Source organism: Micrococcaceae bacterium Sec5.1 (assembly GCA_039636795.1).
Classification (GTDB): domain Bacteria; phylum Actinomycetota; class Actinomycetes; order Actinomycetales; family Micrococcaceae; genus Arthrobacter.
In genome coordinates, this window is sequence record CP143430.1 from 3842573 (window position 1) to 3858693 (window position 16121).

Genomic DNA, 16121 nt, shown 5'->3' on the forward strand with positions numbered 1-16121 from the left:
TCATGGCCACAGGCGCCAGTCAATCTACCGTGGAAGACGTGAGAAGAACACCGCTCGAACTGGCCGCTGTAGCAACCGCGGCGGTGCCCGGACTGGCACCGACGGCTACAGCCTATTCCCCCGACGACGACGCCGACTTCGATTCGGCGTTGTTGCTCGACGCGGAAGGCAAGCGCTGGCGCGTCCGTTCGCCGCGCCATCCCGAGGCCAGTACCCGCCTCGAAACGGAATTCATGGTCCTGCGTGCCTTCGCGCCCGCCATCCGTGCCGAGCTTCCTTTCCATGTGCCAACCGTCGCCGGCACAGTCCGGCAGGGCGCTCTCACAACGTTCGTGTACGCCCATCTGCAAGGTTCCACGCTGTCCATTGACGAACTATCCGCTGGCAGCCCGGCTTTGGCCCGTGATATTGGCAACGCCCTTGCCGCCATCCACGACCTCCCCCTGGCACTGGTCAACAACGCTGATCTGCCCAGTTACTCGGCCAACGAGTTTCGGCAGCGCAAGCTCAACGAATTGGACCAGGCAGCCACCACTGGCAGGATTCCTGCCATATTGCTGCGTCGCTGGGAACATGCCCTTGAGGACGTCGCGCTCTGGCGATTCAACCCCTCGGTGGTTCATGGCGACCTCCATGAAGACAACCTGATGGTCCAGGACGATACCGTGACGGCCCTGACAGGATGGACCGATCTCCGCATCGGTGATCCCGCAGATGATTTCGCCTGGCTGGTGGCGTCCAACGAATCCTCGTTCGTTGAGGCCGTGCTAAGCCGGTATACCGAGGCGCGCCGGGACACGCCGGACGCCCATCTGCTTCGACGGGCCGCTTTGCTGGCTGAATTCGCGTTGGCCCAGTACCTGGTGAAGGCAATGGCCGTTGGGCACGAGGATATGACGTCGGAGGCAGTATCAATGCTGCAGTCCCTCGCAGACGACATCCAAGAGCAAGCCCGGCATGACCAGGCCGTACTTGCCGCAGAGCAGGCAGCAGCAGCTGAGGCGGAGGCCGAAAAGGCAGCACTACAGGATGCCTCGAATCACTCCATCCACACCCAGCAGCCTGCTGTTACAGTTGTGGCGATTCCCGACGCCGGCACCTCAGTTTCAGCGACGCCCCTAGCTCCCACGTCTTCCAAGGACGTCCCCCACGCCGGATTGCCTGACGCCCAAGCGCCTGGCAAGGACGCGCCTGACAAGGAAGCGCCTGGCAAGGAAGCAGCATCAGGCCCGGATGCCGAAACCAGGTCCGATAAGTTGGCGGAAGAACCCACCTCCCGGCCTCAGGATGACGCGTCGACTGCAGCTTTGAACGTTGTCAATGTGACACCACTGCATGCTGGCGAACGTTCATAGACCAGCGTTTCCACACCGGGGTTCCGGACCAGCTATCCAGCGCTCCTTCTACCTGGAGTCCCCACCCGATAACTCGTTCTTGAGGGCCTTGCCGATGATCTGCTCAAGTTCCCCGGCACTGCCCAAGTCATGCGGACGCACGACAGCATCCTCTGCAACGTAATAGAACGCCGCGCTGACTTCCTCCAGGGGAACGCCCTTCAACCTCGCCCATGCAAGTCGGTAGACAGCCAGTTGCACGGCTCTCGCTGCGAGCTGTTTGCCCGCCGGCCGGCGACCCGTCTTCCAGTCAATGAGTTGCCAGCGCCCGTCCGCGTCACGGAAGACGGCGTCGATACGTCCCCGGACCACCACCTCACCGATCCTCGTTTCCACAGGCACTTCCACAAAGGCTGGAGCCCGATGCGCCCACTCTGATTGCTTGAACGCTTCAACCATGTGATCCAAGCCGTACGCTTCGTCGATATGGGCATCCGAGCCAGGTGCTTCGTCGATGTCCAACATGCCGGTTGTTCCGAAGTACTCCTCCACCCAGGCGTGGAAGGCTGTGCCCTTTCGGGCCGAAATGCCTGGTTCGCGGGGCACGGGCCGACGGAGTTGGGCCAGCACAGCTGCAGGATCTGAGCCAAGGTCAACAAACAGGGACGCCGAGATATGGCTGGGCAAGTGCACGTCCTGATGAAGTTTTCCCTGGAGCCGGCGATCCAATAGCAGCTGGGCTTCGTGTGACCAGCGCCCCGGGTTGCCTGTCAACTCTTCCGGTGATGCTTCGGAAGCGGCTCCCTCCATGAATTCAAGTACCTGGGCTGCAGCCCGGTCCATGGCGGCCCGGCGGCCGGGAACGAGCCTGATACGGGCTCCGGTACGCGGATCGGACGGGCCTTCGAGTGGATCATAAGGAAATTGAGCCACTTCCAACGTTGCTGTGAGCGGACTGCTATCGGGCAGTGATTCTTCGGCTACTGATTCAGGGTGGACCACAACGCTCCGCCCGGCCACGACAGCGAGGGCATTCCCGGACGAGGAGGGCACTCCCGCGAGTGGCGCCAGCTCGGATAGGAACGACGACATCCCTGCCATACCGGACCTGGACCCATTCCACGCGGAGCTGGATACCATCAAAACGAACTTGGCCCGGGTGTAGGCGACGTATGCAAGCCTGCGTTCCTCGGCTTCGCCATGATGTTGAACTTCCGATTTGAAGTCCTTCTCTGCGTCCAGCCAACCCTTTTGGTCCTGCTGGTCAAGATCCCACTGCGGCAGATCGGCTCGGTCACCCCGCAACGGCCATGGCAAGGCAGCTGCACCGCTGCTCCACCTTGAGTCCCTGTTGCTGGGGAAGGAACCCGCGTTGAGCCCGGGGACAAAGACGACGTCCCATTCCAGCCCCTTGGAGGCATGGACGGTCAGGAGTTGGACTGCTTCCCGGTTGGTTTCAAGAGGGGCAATATCCAGGCCACCCTCTTCGGAGGCCGCAGCTTCCAGCCAGGAGAGGAACGCCAGGAGGTCGATCCGCTGCGACGTCTGCAGGAATCCAGCGGCTGCGTCCTGGAAGGCATCCAGGTTTCGCCGTGCTTGATGAATGCTCACTCCCGGCTTTGCCGCCACCTCGATATCCAGCAACATGGCACGCTCAACTTCGCCGAGCAGTGTAGTCAGGTCATCACCGATGTACGTTCGAAGGGAGCGCAATTCCTCAGACAACCTCGTCAATCGTTGCAGGGCTGAAGGGCTCAGTGTTCTCCCATGTCCGGATGTCCAGCCCGGCCGCGGCAGGAAGTCAAGGGCTTCCACCAGGCTTGCGGCGTCAGTGATGTCGCTTTCCATCACGACGGCAGCCGGGTCTTCGTCGGCGACCTCAAGGGTGTTGCCAGGTCCTGACCTCCGCTTGGCCAGGAAACGGGACCAATCGTTGAACGCCATGAGGTCCGCTGGTCCAATGCGCCAGCGGGCTCCCGCCAGAAGTCGCATCAAAGCATCGGAACGGCCAGGATCAGCCAGGACCCGCAGCGTTGCCACCAAGTCCACGATCTCAGGAGTGTCCAACAGACCGCCGAGGCCGACGATCTCATAGGGAATTCCTTGGAGTTCGAATTCCCTCCGAAGGCATTCCATCTGCGCACGTCGCCGGCACAGAACCGCCGTGGTTGGCTTGACCGGAGTACCGTCTTTCTCATCCTCGAAGACAGTCCTCTGGTAGCGCCGGATGTCGCGGGCAATAGCGCCAGCCTCGTCTTCGTCAGTGCCAAAGCGACCGATAACAACGCTGCCTTCGGCCGCGGCCGGACTCGGCACCAGGGGCGGAACAGCAACGCCACCTGCATTCCCTCTCTCCCCCGCCGGACCGTCGGTGGCCGCGGCTTTGTTCAACGGGGCCGCAATTGTGTTGGCCGCTTGGAGGATGTTCCGGCCGTTGCGCCAAGCCGTGGTCAGGTAAGACGTCGGGGCCACAGAATAGGCCTCGCCGCCTGACTCTTGGTCGTTGTGCCTCACAGGGAACTCCTGCACAAAGTGGAAGAGCTGCCCCGCCGAGGCACCGCGGAATCCGTAGATCGATTGGTTGGGGTCCCCTACCGCGGTGACGGCATGGCCGAGACCGAAGAGGCGCGAAAACAAGACAAGCTGGGCATGCGAAGTGTCCTGGAACTCGTCCAGCAGCACCACCTTGTAGCGTGCCCGCTCAGTGGCCGCAGCCAATGGTATTTCCCTCGAAATGCGGGCCGCGAGTGCCACGAGGTCCCCGAAATCCAGCACTCCCCTTTGCCGTTTTGCATCCTGGTACCGGAGAACCATGTCTGCGACGCTGGCCCGGGTCCGTAGCATGGCAGCGAGCTCGCCTGCCGCCTGCGTCGGGTTCTTCTTTGCACCGGCCACATAAGGGAGCTGTTCGAAGGACTGAACGCGCTCCAGCACCCAGTCCCGGACGGCGGCGGGGTCCTGGAGGTGTTCTGCGCACTCACCCGCGAGCTGGATGACGGCATTGACGAGCGTCGACTTTGCCGCGGTGAAGTGCTCATATTCGCCGTCGTAGGCCTCAACGACCTCGCTTGCCAACTGCCACGATTGCGCGGCACCCAGCAGGACGACGTCACGCTCGATGCCCAATCTCAATCCATAATCCGAAACAATTCCGCTCGCGTAGGAATGGTAAGTGGACACCTTGGGCTCAAGGTCATCGGCACCCAGAAGCCCCTCAGGGAAGCCGATGCTGCCATCGTCCTCGCCTGCTATTCGCTGGAGGGTGGCCAGTTTGGCCCGGATTCTGCTGGCCAGCTCGCCGGCAGCTTTACGGGTAAATGTCACACCGAGGACTTCCTCGGGCCGGACCCAACCATTGGCCACAAGCCACACAACGCGGTCTGCCATGGTGGCAGTCTTCCCCGAGCCCGCGCCAGCTATCACAAGGCGCGGAGTGAGCGAGGAAGAAATAATGCTGGCCTGCTCTGCAGTGGGATGGTTCTTTTCGCCAAGAATGTCTGCCAACTCGGACGGGGAGAACCTGGGAACAGGCAGCCCGGACTCCACATCCAGGATTTCGGCGTCCCTGGTTTCGGATCCTTCAAGAAGATCGGTAGTCATTCAGTGACCTGCTTTCCTCTGGCGCACAGTGGGCAAATATCGGGTAGACGGCAGCCATGTCCGCCGTGTCCCCCTTTGCTCGGATCGTGCCGGGCCTCGAACGTTGCGCCGGCCATGAGTTCAGCGGCCTCATTGACCAAAGCCTCTGCCCAGTTGTCGTCAGGCTCGAGTGGATCCTGTTGTTGAACCCCGGGGGTTTTGGTCTTGGTTCCCAGCTGTGCAAGGACGGCCCCACCGGGAACAGGTTTGCCGAACTCCCCAAACGTGCCCGCATCCTCAAATGCACCTTTGAGAACCGCTGCCTGGTACGCCCCCAGCTGAGGGTGCCGGGCCACTTCGGCCTTGCCCGGCTGGCGTTTTCCGGTCTTGAGATCGACGATCACCAAACGGCCTTCGGCGTCGATTTCCAAGCGGTCAACCTGTCCGCGAAGCACAGCGTGCCGGGTGCCTGTGGAATCATCCGCGCCTTCCTCCAGACATGCAGAAGGAAGGTGGACGTCAGGAAGTTGGACTTCGAAGTCGTGCTCCACCGCGAGCAGGCTCCGGCCTTCGCTGCGCATGATGAGCACGTACTGCGCTAACTTGCGAACCATCAGTTCCGCGCGCTGGTAATCGAGCTTGCCCTCCCAATTGTCCTTCATGCCAAGGGTGGGCCAGCGGCGAACGAGTTCGGCAACGTACTGCGCACCCGAAGCGTCCGGCAGCTCCTGTGCAATGGTGTGGACCAGTGTGCCAAGGCTCCGTGCGAAGTCGGTGGCAGCTTCTCCCCCGGCCGCTTGCACAAACCAGTCCAGTGGGGACTTGTGGACAGCCTCCACCTTGGATGGCGATACGGAAACAGTGCCTCCCGCCGGGACCACCGCTTCCTCGGAGCTCAAGGGAGCCAAACCCCACCATGTATCCGGATGGGCTCCCGCTACTGGTGGATCAACAGACGCGAGGCGAGCCAGCACCCGCGCTGCTTCGCGCGCGGTGGACGATTCGCCGTCGTCCTGATCCTCAGCCTGGGCGTGCTGTCTCAACTCAGCTACCAGCGCACGCAGGGTCATTGGACGATCCACCGGGGTGTAGTCACGCTTGTAATCGCCGGGAGCCAAGGGGGCTACATAATCCAGGAAGGCCGATGTTTGTTCGTCCTCGGAGGAGACTGCCGTGCAGATGAGGATCTCCTTGGCGCGCGAGACCGCTGTGGAGAAACTCCTGAGTTCGTCGTAGCGAATGTCCCTCAGCCTGCTGAGGGGCCCGCGGCCCAGCGCGTAGTCAACTCCATGCTCCACGGCGTCCGCAAACAGGGTACTGCCCAGGAGTTCGCCGCGTAGACGGGTGTTCGGCCAGACACCTTCCTGCAGGCCAGCCACGATCACGACAGGCCATTCGCGGCCTGCAGCACTGGCGGGAGTCATGATTTCCACGCATTCCTCAAGCTGGGCCCTCGCCGCAAGGGTGTCCATCGGAAGTTCCTGGTTCAACAAGTAATCGAGGAACTGTTCCGGGCCGGAGCCAGGCAGTTGATCCACAAACCGCTCAGCTGTGTGGAACAGCGCCATCATGGCGTCAAGGTCGCGGTCAGCGCGGGCCCCGGCACTCCCCCCTTCCAAGGCGGCGTCAGACCAGCGCGAAGCCAAGCCCGTGGCATGCCACAGCGCCCAGAGGACAGATTCCGCATTGGCCCCCGGCTCGGCCGCTGCGGCGGTGCCGGCAGCGATCATCCGTGCAAGCCGCCGGGCAGGGTTCCCTTCAATCCCCAACGAGGCGAGCGCTCCGGGTTCAAGCAGCGCTTCCACCAGCAAAGCGTCACTGGAACGTCCGCCGCCGCCAAGGAGCTCCTCGCGTCGGAGAGATTGCCGGAGGCGGCGCAGCTCAATGGCGGAGGCTCCACCAATACGCGAAGTCAGGAGGGAAACAGCGGTCTCAGGAGTGAGCTTGGCCGGGTCAAGGATGACAGCGAAGACCTCCAGGAGGGGCCGGACGGCCACCTCGTCCCGTACTGCGGAATCAGCCACCGGAACACGCACGGGGATTCCCTGTCCGTTGAGGTAACGCTGGACCTGCGAGATCAATCCACCATTGCGGACAATGACGGCGATGTCACCAAACTCCCGGCCCTCACGCAACTGGGCTTCCAGAATCCGCTGTGCAACATACCGGAGCTCATGGACGGGAGAAGGCAGCACATGCCCTTCCACCCGCCCCCCGTTGCTGTTTTCCTGAGCGCCTTCGATGGAGTCCGGCTGTTCGAGGCGCCTGGCCCGTTGGCCTCCGGATCGTTGGGAGATACGTGCGGCAACCCTTGTCCAGGCCTCCGCCACCTCGGGTCGGTGACGATGGGTGATCCACAGTGGCCGCTCAAGAACCTCGTGGCTTCCTTCGAGCAGCAAGGGCAGCTCGGCGACAAGGTCCGGCCGCGCTCCGCGAAAGCCTTGCACCACCGTGTCTGGCGAATATGTAACTACGGCGTCCTTGCCCTCGGCAATATCCGCGAGGAGTTCAAACACGGCAGGATTGGATTCCTGGGCGTCGTCCACGAGAATCAGCTGCAGGCGGTCGCGCTCAGCGGCCAGGAAAGCGGGCGAGTCCTGAAAAATCTGGCGCGCCGTGGTGATGATCCCCGCGGGATCGAAGGCCTCGGGCATTCGGAGGTCCAAAACATCCCTGTACTCACCGTAGAGCTCGGCAGCTGCCATCCAATCCGGACGCCCACATTCATAGGCGAGGCCCACCAGGTCCTCTGCAGTGCGGCCGGCCTCGATAATGCGATCAAATAATTGGCGGACCTCGTTGCGGAAACCACGGGTGGGCAGCGCTGCGGAGAGGTCCTCTGGCCAGGGCAACTGGTGCCCTGGGCGGGAATGGCCCTCCAGTAACTCCTTGATGATCAGATCCTGTTCCGGTCCGGACAGGAGCTTGGGCGGCCGGGGCAACGGCAGGACGCCTTCCGCTTTGGCGCGCCGGATGACGTCGAACGCGTACGACGCCCAGGTGCGTGCGGGCGTCGTACTGAGGCTCCTGTCCAGGCGACCGGTGAAGGTGTCCCGCAAGGCGGCCGCAGCGTGTCGGCCAGGGGCGAGAATAAGGATCCGTTCGGGATCTACGCCGTCTTCATTAACACGGCGGACCGCTGATTCGACCAGCACTGTGGACTTTCCGGTGCCCGGACCTCCAGGGACCAGGACAGGTCCGCCTCCTTGCCTGACTGACACCACCGCACGCTGGTCCGGAGACAGGTCAGGTGCCGCGTAGTGAATCTCGCGCGGCGGAAGCAGGCGGAGGGCTGCCGCGGCTTGGCGGGCTTTACTAGCTGTTGCGGTCACACAGTCATTTCATCATCGGGCACCGACAAAATATGGAGCTGACGCTCCAACTGGTCCGAGATCACATCAATAAGATCGAAATCAGGATCAGTTGGTGCCCATCGTGCAGTGCCGAGGTCCACACGCCAGCGGCCCTCACCTGTCCGCAGGAACTGCTCAAAGGCGCCGTGCAGCGGCGTGGATTCCTGAATGTAATGGCGCAGGGCCTCTGCCTCGTGGCCGGGCGGGGCATCACCGCTTGCCCGCAGGACGCGCCACCAAGCTGCGGAACTGCCGTAGTGGCTCATCACCGCGCCCACTTGCCTGGGTCCGCCGGCTCCAAGGAGTTCGGCGACGTCACCATATGACACGGCCGTGCCTGGCGGAACAAGGTCCACGACAGCCAGTACCGCCGTCACATACTCCATCCGCATGTGCTCCAGCGTAGCTGCAGGAGTGTCGTGCCCAGTACTGTCAGTGCCAGCCGGTAGCGTGAAAACATGAGCTCCTGGAATACCCTCCCCCGCGCTGCCTTCGACCTCGAAACCACAGGGAAGAATTCCCGTTCCGCCCGCATCGTCACGGCTTCAATCACTGTGGTGGACGCGCACGGACAGCTCATCAAAGAGCATGAGTGGCTGGCGGACCCCGGGGTGGAGATTCCTCTGGAGGCCAGCGAGGTCCACGGAGTGACGACAGAGAAAGCCCGCGCCGAAGGCCGCCCTGCGGCCGAAGTCACCCGCGAGGTGGCAGCAGTTCTTCAGGAATTGTTCGACGACGACACTCCCGTCATTGCTTTCAACGCCAGCTACGACTTCACGGTGCTCGCCGCCGAGTCAGCACGGCATGGTGTCCCGCAATTGACCCGTTTCCCGGTACTGGACCCATATGTGATGAACAAGCAGGTGGACCGGTACCGTAAGGGCAAGCGCACCTTGACAGCTTTATGCGAGGAATATGGTGTGAACCTGGACAACGCCCACACCTCCGCCGCGGACGCCTTGGCGACACTGCGCGTTTTGGATGCCATGGCTGGCAAATTCCCCAAGTTGCAAATGCCGGCCTCCAAGCTGCACCATTTGCAGGTGGACTGGGCCGCATCCCAAGCTGCTGACTTCCAGCAGTATCTGCGGCGAAGCAAGCCCACCGCTGTCATCGAAGGCGAGTGGCCGGTACTGCCACCCGAGGATGCCAGTCGAGGCGGCTTCTGAGGCAGGCTCAGGCAAGGGCGACCTGTATTGGGACGCAAGTCACAAGAATTCCGAAGCTCCTAAAGCACGTCCCCTGTGCGCAGGGATTCCATCAGTTTGCCTATTGCCGGAATAGTTCCGGGAGCAAAGGCTTCTGACCAGAAACTTTATTCGGGAAAAACGATCTAGAGCAATCACTTGTTCGATTCACAGCGCTTCTTTGGGCTGGTGACATAATTAAGTTTGGCGGGTTGAAGTCTGCTAGGGCAGCCATCCCCATACTTGCTGCCACGTTCCCCGCCCACCGCGAACGTCTCTGTGACCCGACGAAAGTGATTTCTTCATGAAATTCAAAGCCCTCAAGTGGCTGTCTGCTGCTCCCGTAGCGGCGGCCCTGGCGATCTCCTTGGCAGCATGCGGCGGAGGAACCTCCCAGCCCAGCGGCTCGCCCACCGATGCCCTCGCGGGCAGCGACCAGCAGACCCTGGACAAGTACACCACCCCGGACGTCACAGCGTTGGACAAGATCGACAAGTCCAAGCTGGGCCTCGTCACCGATGGCACCTTGCGTGTTGGCACCCTGTCCGATGCACCGCCGAACATCTTCATCGATCCTTCCGGCAAGTTCACCGGTTATGACAACGAGCTCCTGCGCGCCATCGGCGACAAGCTTGGCCTGAAGGTGGAGTTCGCATCGACTGACTTCTCCGCCCTGCTCTCGCAGGTAGCAAACAAGCAGTTCGACGTCGGATCCTCCTCGATCTCCACCACGGATGCCCGTCGCAAGACCGTCGGTTTCACCAACGGCTACGACTTTGGCTACATGGCCGTTGTGACCAAGAACGACGCCAAGGTCACCGGCTTCGCCGACCTCAAGGAAGGCGTCCGGATCGGCGTCGTCCAGGGCACCGTCCAGGATGACTATGTCACCAACACGCTCAAGCTCGAGCCCGTGCGTTTCCCTGACTACAACACCGTTTATGGCAACGTGAAGAACGGTCAGATCGACGCTTGGGTGGCTCCCTCCCAGCAGGCTTCCGGCCAGGTCAAGGAAGGCGACGGTACCAAGATCGCCGAAAAGGTTGTCAACACGCAGAACTTCACGGCTTACGCGGTGAACAAGGACAACCAGCCGCTGATTGATGCCCTGAACGCCGGGCTGGACGCCGTCATTGCTGACGGTACGTGGACCAAGCTGACCTCCGAGTGGTACAAGGATCGTCCCACCGCGGCCGAGCAGACTCCGCAGGGCTGGAAGCCGGGCAGCAAGGCCGTCCAGATCCCGGCCAAGTAACCCGGGCGTTCCATGGATATCCTCAAGCAACTGGCTGACACCTTCCTTGACTGGGAGGCGATGGGCGAAGTCATTCCCAAGATGTTTGCCGTCGGCCTGCCGAACACCCTGGTGCTCGCTGTCATTTCGGGCATCATCGGGACCCTGCTGGGCATGGCCCTGGCCCTGATGGGGATTTCCCGGAACGCCGCGGCCCGGTGGATTGCACGCATCTACACGGACGTCCTCCGCGGACTTCCGCCCGTGCTGACCATTCTGGTCATCGGATTCGGCTTTGGCCCCATCATCCGTGAACTGACCGGTTCCACGAGCCCCTACCCGATGGCCATCGCAGCATTGTCTTTGATGTCGGGGGCATACATCGGCGAGATCTTCCGCTCCGGTATCCAGAGCGTGGATAAGGGACAGCTCGAAGCGTCCCGTGCCTTGGGGTTCGGCTACGGCGCTTCCATGCGTTTGGTAGTGGTTCCCCAAGGCATCCGCCGAGTGCTTCCTGCCTTGGTCAATCAACTCATTGCCCTGATCAAGGAATCCTCCCTCGTCTTCCTGCTGGGCCTGCTGGCCACTGAGCGCGAGATCTTCCAGATCGGCAAGGACGCGGCTGCGACCAGCGGCAACCTCTCGCCTTATGTGGCTGCGGCCATCTTCTACCTGGTGCTCACTATTCCGCTCACGCACTTCGTGAACTGGATTGATGCCCGCTTCCGTTCAGGCAGGCCTGAAAAGAAAGAACCGGACGATGCCGCGGCGGTCGTCGGGAAGGGAGCCCACGCATGAGTGAATTTACATCCGGCACATTGACGGCACAGAACATACATTTGTCGTTCGGCACCAACCATGTCCTGCGGGGAATCGACCTGCACGTTGAGAAGGGCACCACGGCTTCGGTCATCGGCCCCTCGGGTTCCGGCAAGTCAACGCTGCTCCGCGTGATGAACCGACTCATCGAACCTGACCAGGGCGACATCCTGTTGGACGGCCGTTCCGTCCTCAAGGACAATCCCGACGAGCTCCGGCGTCGCATCGGCATGGTGTTCCAGCAATTCAACCTCTTCCCCCACAAGACGGTGGCCGAGAACATCTCTCTGGCGCTCCGTAAGATTCGTGGACTGTCAAAGGAACAAGCACGTGAGGAGGCTTTGGCCCAACTGGACCTGGTCGGCCTCAAGCACAGGGCCGATGCCCGCCCTGCCAACCTTTCGGGTGGCCAGCAACAGCGCGTAGCCATTGCCCGCGCGCTTGCCATGAAGCCCGAGGTTATGTTCTTCGATGAGGCCACTTCCGCGCTGGACCCGGAACTCGTCAAGGGCGTACTTGCCCTGATGACCGATCTCGCGCAGGGAGGCATGACCATGGTGGTGGTTACCCACGAGATGGGCTTCTCCCGCAACGTCTCAGACGTAGTGACGTTCATGGACGCCGGCGTAGTTGTGGAATCAGGTCCGCCGGAGCAGCTGTTCAACAGCCCCCGGACAGAGCGGCTCCAAGGATTCCTCTCGGACGTCCTCTAGATGATTAAGTCCTATTGGATTTAGTGGTCGTAGGCGATGAGTGAGCGTTTGCGGGGCGCGTTGATGCGCCAGTTGTGCCAGATGCCTGCGGCAAGGGCGAGGAGTCTGGCAGCTACCCGGGCGTAGACGCCGGCCATGGTCCGTCCGCCGTGTTCTTCGAGGCCGAGTTGGCCCTTGAGGGTGTCGAAGACGGATTCAATCCATTGTCGGATGCCGCCGAGTTTGCCGAAGCGGGGTTTCTCGTCCTTGCGGTCCGGGCGGATCAGGTGCGCGCCGAGGTCCTCGGTGATGAACCGTTCGAAGTCGCGGCCGGCGAAGCCTTTGTCCCCGAGGATGACCTGCCCGGCCCGGATGAGGTGGTGGTCGTGTTCGAGTAGGGCCTGGGTGACCTCGCGTTCACCGATCTTCGGGTTCGCCAGGCCCCAGATCACGGGCATGCCTTCAGGGGTGCTGATCAGGTAGAGACGCAGGCCCCAGAAGAACCGGGAGTGGGAGGCACAGTAGCCGTAGCCGGCGTGCCCGGACAGGTCGGAGCGTTTGACGGTTTCCCGGGACATGCCGCACGGCACGGGGGTGGAATCGACCAGGCGCAGGACCTCGTGCCAGGACGGGGTGTCCCGTGCCAGCGCGGTGATGGCGGCCGCGATCACAGGGCCCGCGGCCCGGAGACGCTTGTTATAGCCGGATTGGTGCGGAATGCCCGGGAACATGCCGGACAGGTGGATCCGTGAATAACGGATCCACCTGGTCTCCGAGGAGAAGCCGAGCAGGTGCTGTGCCACGGCCAGGCAGAGCAGCTCAGCGTCGCTCAGCACCGGTTTCCGGCCCGGCCGGCGAGCCCTGGACACACCCAGGTCCGGCAGCACATGGTCATCCAAATAGACGTAAAGTGTGGTCAGGAGAGTGTTTAGTTGCGTGTTCACAAACTCGGCTTAACACTCTCCGCCTTACTTTAAAAGCTCCCGCGCCCGCCACGGCAATAGGACTTAGTCATCTAGTCCCCGGAAGGCAGCCAAACAGCAGACCCCGCCTCCAGACGGTCGCCCCAGTGGTGAAAAGTCATGGAGGCGGGGTTTCCTGCATTAAGCGCAAAAAACGGTGGGGCACCAGCCACTCTCGGGGCCTGGGCTTGTTTCCCGGGATTACTTCCCGATCTTCACCGACAGCACCGTCAAGGCCGCAGCATCTACTTTGGTACGAAAATCCGGCTCGGACTGTGCTTTCTGGAGTACGGCGTCATACATGGCGGGGATGCTTCCCGGGTCCGCGCAAAGCAGCATCGTGCCGCCCGCTGCGAAGAAGTTGATGGCACGGTCCGCGGTGGTCCACGGCTTCAACTGTGCTGCACTACAGACGTCATCCGAGAGGATAATGCCCTTGAAGCCAGCGTCCCCGCGAAGCATCTGCCCCATGACCACCGGCGAGAACGGCGCAATGTTGGCGGGGTCGATTTGGTCGTAGTAGGCATTGGACACCATGACCCATTGCACGCCGTTCGTAATGGCTGTGCGAAATGGCTCCAAGGCGGGATCATTCCGCGTGGTTTCAGTGTCCCTGACGTTCTGGCTGACATCGGTGTTGGGAATTACCCTGCCGAGGCCTGGAAAGTGCTTCACGACCGGTGCCACGACCGCGTCCTTCATACCTTGGGCAAAAGCGTTTCCGAGGTTGGACACTTGCCCCGGCACATATCCGTACTCGCGTTGGAATTGTCCGATCGGTGCATTGGAGGGCGCGAATTCAGGGCTCGTCACAGTATCAACGACCGGAGCCAGATTGACGTTGACGCCAGCGCTAAGCAGTTCCTTTCCCCAAACCGTGGCGTCTGCCCGCAGCTTCGCGGGACCAGCTCCGGCTTGCACCAACGCGGCAGGGATGGTGGAGAAACCCGGACCAGCCAGGACCTGGACATATCCACCTTCCTGGTCTGTGGCCACGAAGAGAGGCAGCCCACCGGTAGTTTCGGCGGAAACGGTCCCGGTAAGGGAGGCCACGACGGCAGCTGTGGCAGCAGCCCCGGCCTTGCTGCGACCACTCAAGTAGACGTTGCCTGCGTGGTATTTGGTGAGTGCTTCCATGGTGCCTGGCTCAGCACCCGTCGCCTTCGCGGCAACCATGAAGAGCTGCCCCACGCGTTGTTCGAGACTTAACTTGGCAAGCTGTTGTTGCGCCGTGGACAGTGCTTCAGGGGTAGGTGCTGCCGAAGGTGGCCGGGAGACCGTGGGTTCGGTTGAAGCCCCGGAAGCGGACTTGGGCGGAACAGGGGTGCTCGTGGGCGAAGGGGTAGTTGCAGATGGTGAAACGGGCGAAGTCGTTGGGCTCGCGGTTTCATTTCCATTTGAGCAACCAGGCACCATCGTGACCAGGATTCCGGCCGCCGCGGCCCTCACTCCAAGGGATGCAATTGACTGGATCTTGCGCATGGTAAACCGTGAATTCGTTGGGGTTGGGTTTCCCTTACGAGCCTACCCCGGGAAGTGACAGTGCCCCAGCCTGCTTGGAACAGCCGGCCGGGGCACTGCAAGTTCTTGCCCTGGGCGATCGCGAACTTAGGCGACCGCGGACTTAGGCGATCGCGGCGGCTGCAGCCTTGGCAGCAGCCGGGAGTGCGTCAACGATCCTGTTCATGGCAGCGTCGTCATGCGCCGAGGACAGGAACCATGCTTCGAAGACCGATGGCGGCAGGTAGATGCCGGAGTCCAGCATTGAGTGGAAGAACGGTGCGTAGCGGTAGGCTTGCTGGCCCTGGGCGTCGTCGTAGTTGTGCACGCCGTGGGCCGAGGTACCGAACGCAACAGAGAACAGGTTCCCTGCACGCTGGATGGAGTGGTCCACGCCTTGGGCATCAAGCGCCGAGGACAGGGCAGCGGAGAGCTCCAGCGAACGGGCGTCGACATAAGCGTAAACGTCAGGCGTGGCATGGGTAAGCGTTGCGACACCGGCAGCCATAGCCACAGGGTTTCCTGACAGCGTGCCTGCCTGGTACACCGGACCCACGGGTGCGAGGTAATCCATGACGTCGGCACGTCCGCCGAGGGCCGCCGTCGGCATTCCGCCGCCAATGACCTTGCCGAAGGTCAGCAGGTCCGGCGCCCATCCTTCCTGGCGGCCCGTGAGTCCCCAGTAGCCGGCGTAACCGGTGCGGAAACCGGTGAGGACTTCGTCGAGGATGAGCAGCGCCCCGTGTTCCGTGGTGATGCGGGACAGCCCGGCGTTGAAGCCCTCGGCCGGGGTGACGACACCCATGTTTGCCGGGGCAGCTTCGGTGATCACGGCCGCGATGTTGTTGCCGTGCTTGACGAAGGCAGCTTCAACAGCTGCGAGGTCGTTGTAAGGCAAAACAAGTGTCTCAGCGGCGGTGGCTGCCGTGACGCCAGCCGAACCGGGGAGGGCCAACGTCGCGAGGCCGGAACCTGCTGCTGCCAGCAGGCCGTCCAGGTGGCCGTGGTAGCAGCCGGCAAACTTGATGATCAGGTTGCGGCCGGTAAAACCACGGGCGAGGCGAACCGCCGTCATCGTGGCCTCGGTGCCCGTGGACACCATGCGCAGGCGTTCGACGGCGGACACGCGCTCCTTCACGATCTCGGCGAGGTTGGCCTCATCCGGGGTGGACGCTCCGAAGGACAGGCCGCGGTCCACAGCAGCGTGCACGGCGTCGAGCACGGCGGGGTGGGCATGCCCGAGCAGGGCCGGGCCCCACGAGCAGACGAGATCCACGTATTCCTTGCCATCGGCGTCAGTGAGGTAGGCGCCCTTGGCCGAAACCATGAATTTCGGAGTGCCGCCAACGGACCCGAAGGCACGCACGGGCGAGTTCACTCCGCCGGGCATGAGGGACTGGGCTCGATCGAAAAGCTGGTCGGACACAGGGGTGTTTGAAGTCATGGTTCCTATTCTTTCAG

12 protein-coding genes are annotated in these 16121 nt (G+C 62.3%); 6 read left to right on the plus strand and 6 right to left on the minus strand.

Translation table 11 applies throughout. The annotated features are described in order from the left end of the window. Window positions 1–38 precede the first annotated feature (38 nt). A complete protein-coding gene (locus VUN82_17470) occupies window positions 39–1355 on the plus strand; it encodes a macrolide 2'-phosphotransferase (protein XAS70865.1) in 1317 nt (438 codons plus the stop codon). Window positions 1356–1403: 48 nt separating this feature from the next. On the opposite strand, the gene VUN82_17475 is transcribed toward VUN82_17470, so the two are convergent. Genes VUN82_17475 through VUN82_17485 form a run of 3 tightly spaced genes read right to left on the minus strand, consistent with a single transcriptional unit; the run spans window position 1404 to window position 8658 of the window. Further along, window positions 1404–4934: an ATP-dependent DNA helicase gene (locus VUN82_17475; protein XAS70866.1), complete on the minus strand. Its 3531-nt coding sequence runs from the start codon at window positions 4932–4934 to the stop codon at window positions 1404–1406. Continuing rightward, window positions 4931–8245, minus strand: a complete 3315-nt coding sequence (locus VUN82_17480; GenBank protein XAS70867.1) for an ATP-dependent DNA helicase — start codon at window positions 8243–8245, stop codon at window positions 4931–4933. The genes VUN82_17475 and VUN82_17480 overlap by 4 nt, the downstream gene beginning before the upstream one ends. Beyond that, window positions 8242–8658 (minus strand): MGMT family protein, encoded by a 417-nt coding sequence (locus tag VUN82_17485; protein ID XAS70868.1) that lies wholly within the window; start codon window positions 8656–8658, stop codon window positions 8242–8244. The genes VUN82_17480 and VUN82_17485 overlap by 4 nt, the downstream gene beginning before the upstream one ends. Before the next feature lie 66 nt (window positions 8659–8724). Between VUN82_17485 and VUN82_17490 the strand changes: the two genes are divergently transcribed. The 4 genes from VUN82_17490 to VUN82_17505 all read left to right on the plus strand — a co-directional run bounded on the left by VUN82_17490 (window position 8725) and on the right by VUN82_17505 (window position 12219). Beyond that, window positions 8725–9435 (plus strand): 3'-5' exonuclease, encoded by a 711-nt coding sequence (locus tag VUN82_17490; protein XAS70869.1) that lies wholly within the window; start codon window positions 8725–8727, stop codon window positions 9433–9435. 322 nt (window positions 9436–9757) lie between these two features. Continuing rightward, complete coding sequence (locus VUN82_17495; GenBank protein XAS70870.1) at window positions 9758–10708, plus strand: ABC transporter substrate-binding protein; 951 nt, start codon at window positions 9758–9760, stop codon at window positions 10706–10708. 12 nt (window positions 10709–10720) lie between these two features. After that, the gene (locus VUN82_17500) at window positions 10721–11485 is read left to right on the plus strand and encodes an amino acid ABC transporter permease (GenBank protein ID XAS70871.1); all 765 of its coding nucleotides are present in this window, start codon (window positions 10721–10723) and stop codon (window positions 11483–11485) included. Further along, window positions 11482–12219 carry an amino acid ABC transporter ATP-binding protein gene (locus tag VUN82_17505; GenBank protein XAS70872.1) on the plus strand — a complete coding sequence of 246 codons (738 nt, stop codon included), beginning with the start codon at window positions 11482–11484 and terminating at the stop codon, window positions 12217–12219. Before VUN82_17500 ends, VUN82_17505 begins: the two co-directional genes overlap by 4 nt. 20 nt (window positions 12220–12239) lie before the next feature. On the opposite strand, the gene VUN82_17510 is transcribed toward VUN82_17505, so the two are convergent. Together VUN82_17510 and VUN82_17515 are read right to left on the minus strand one after the other, a co-directional pair. After that, window positions 12240–13142: an IS982 family transposase gene (locus VUN82_17510; protein ID XAS70873.1), complete on the minus strand. Its 903-nt coding sequence runs from the start codon at window positions 13140–13142 to the stop codon at window positions 12240–12242. Between the two features lie 219 nt (window positions 13143–13361). Then, on the minus strand, window positions 13362–14351 hold the full coding sequence (locus VUN82_17515) for a glycoside hydrolase family 3 N-terminal domain-containing protein (GenBank protein XAS70874.1): 990 nt from the start codon (window positions 14349–14351) through the stop codon (window positions 13362–13364). Between the two features lie 40 nt (window positions 14352–14391). Here VUN82_17515 and VUN82_17520 point away from each other — a divergent pair, with 40 nt between their 5' ends. Continuing rightward, window positions 14392–14700 carry a hypothetical protein gene (locus tag VUN82_17520; GenBank protein XAS70875.1) on the plus strand — a complete coding sequence of 103 codons (309 nt, stop codon included), beginning with the start codon at window positions 14392–14394 and terminating at the stop codon, window positions 14698–14700. An 84-nt stretch (window positions 14701–14784) separates the two neighbouring features. Here the strand turns inward: VUN82_17520 and hemL are convergent, their stop codons facing one another. After that, window positions 14785–16104, minus strand: a complete 1320-nt coding sequence (gene hemL, locus VUN82_17525) for a glutamate-1-semialdehyde 2,1-aminomutase (GenBank protein XAS70876.1) — start codon at window positions 16102–16104, stop codon at window positions 14785–14787. Between the last annotated feature and the right edge of the window lie 17 nt (window positions 16105–16121).

Bases quoted from the DNA above. Each gene is read 5' to 3' on its own strand.
- VUN82_17475 (XAS70866.1), bottom strand. From the start codon at position 4,934: ATGACTACCGATCTTCTTGAAGGATCCGAAACCAGGGACGCCGAAATC.
- VUN82_17485 (XAS70868.1), bottom strand. From the start codon at position 8,658: ATGCGGATGGAGTATGTGACGGCGGTACTGGCTGTCGTGGACCTTGTT.
- VUN82_17490 (XAS70869.1), top strand. From the start codon at position 8,725: ATGAGCTCCTGGAATACCCTCCCCCGCGCTGCCTTCGACCTCGAAACC.
- VUN82_17495 (XAS70870.1), top strand. From the start codon at position 9,758: ATGAAATTCAAAGCCCTCAAGTGGCTGTCTGCTGCTCCCGTAGCGGCG.
- VUN82_17500 (XAS70871.1), top strand. From the start codon at position 10,721: ATGGATATCCTCAAGCAACTGGCTGACACCTTCCTTGACTGGGAGGCG.
- VUN82_17505 (XAS70872.1), top strand. From the start codon at position 11,482: ATGAGTGAATTTACATCCGGCACATTGACGGCACAGAACATACATTTG.
- hemL (XAS70876.1), bottom strand. From the start codon at position 16,104: ATGACTTCAAACACCCCTGTGTCCGACCAGCTTTTCGATCGAGCCCAG.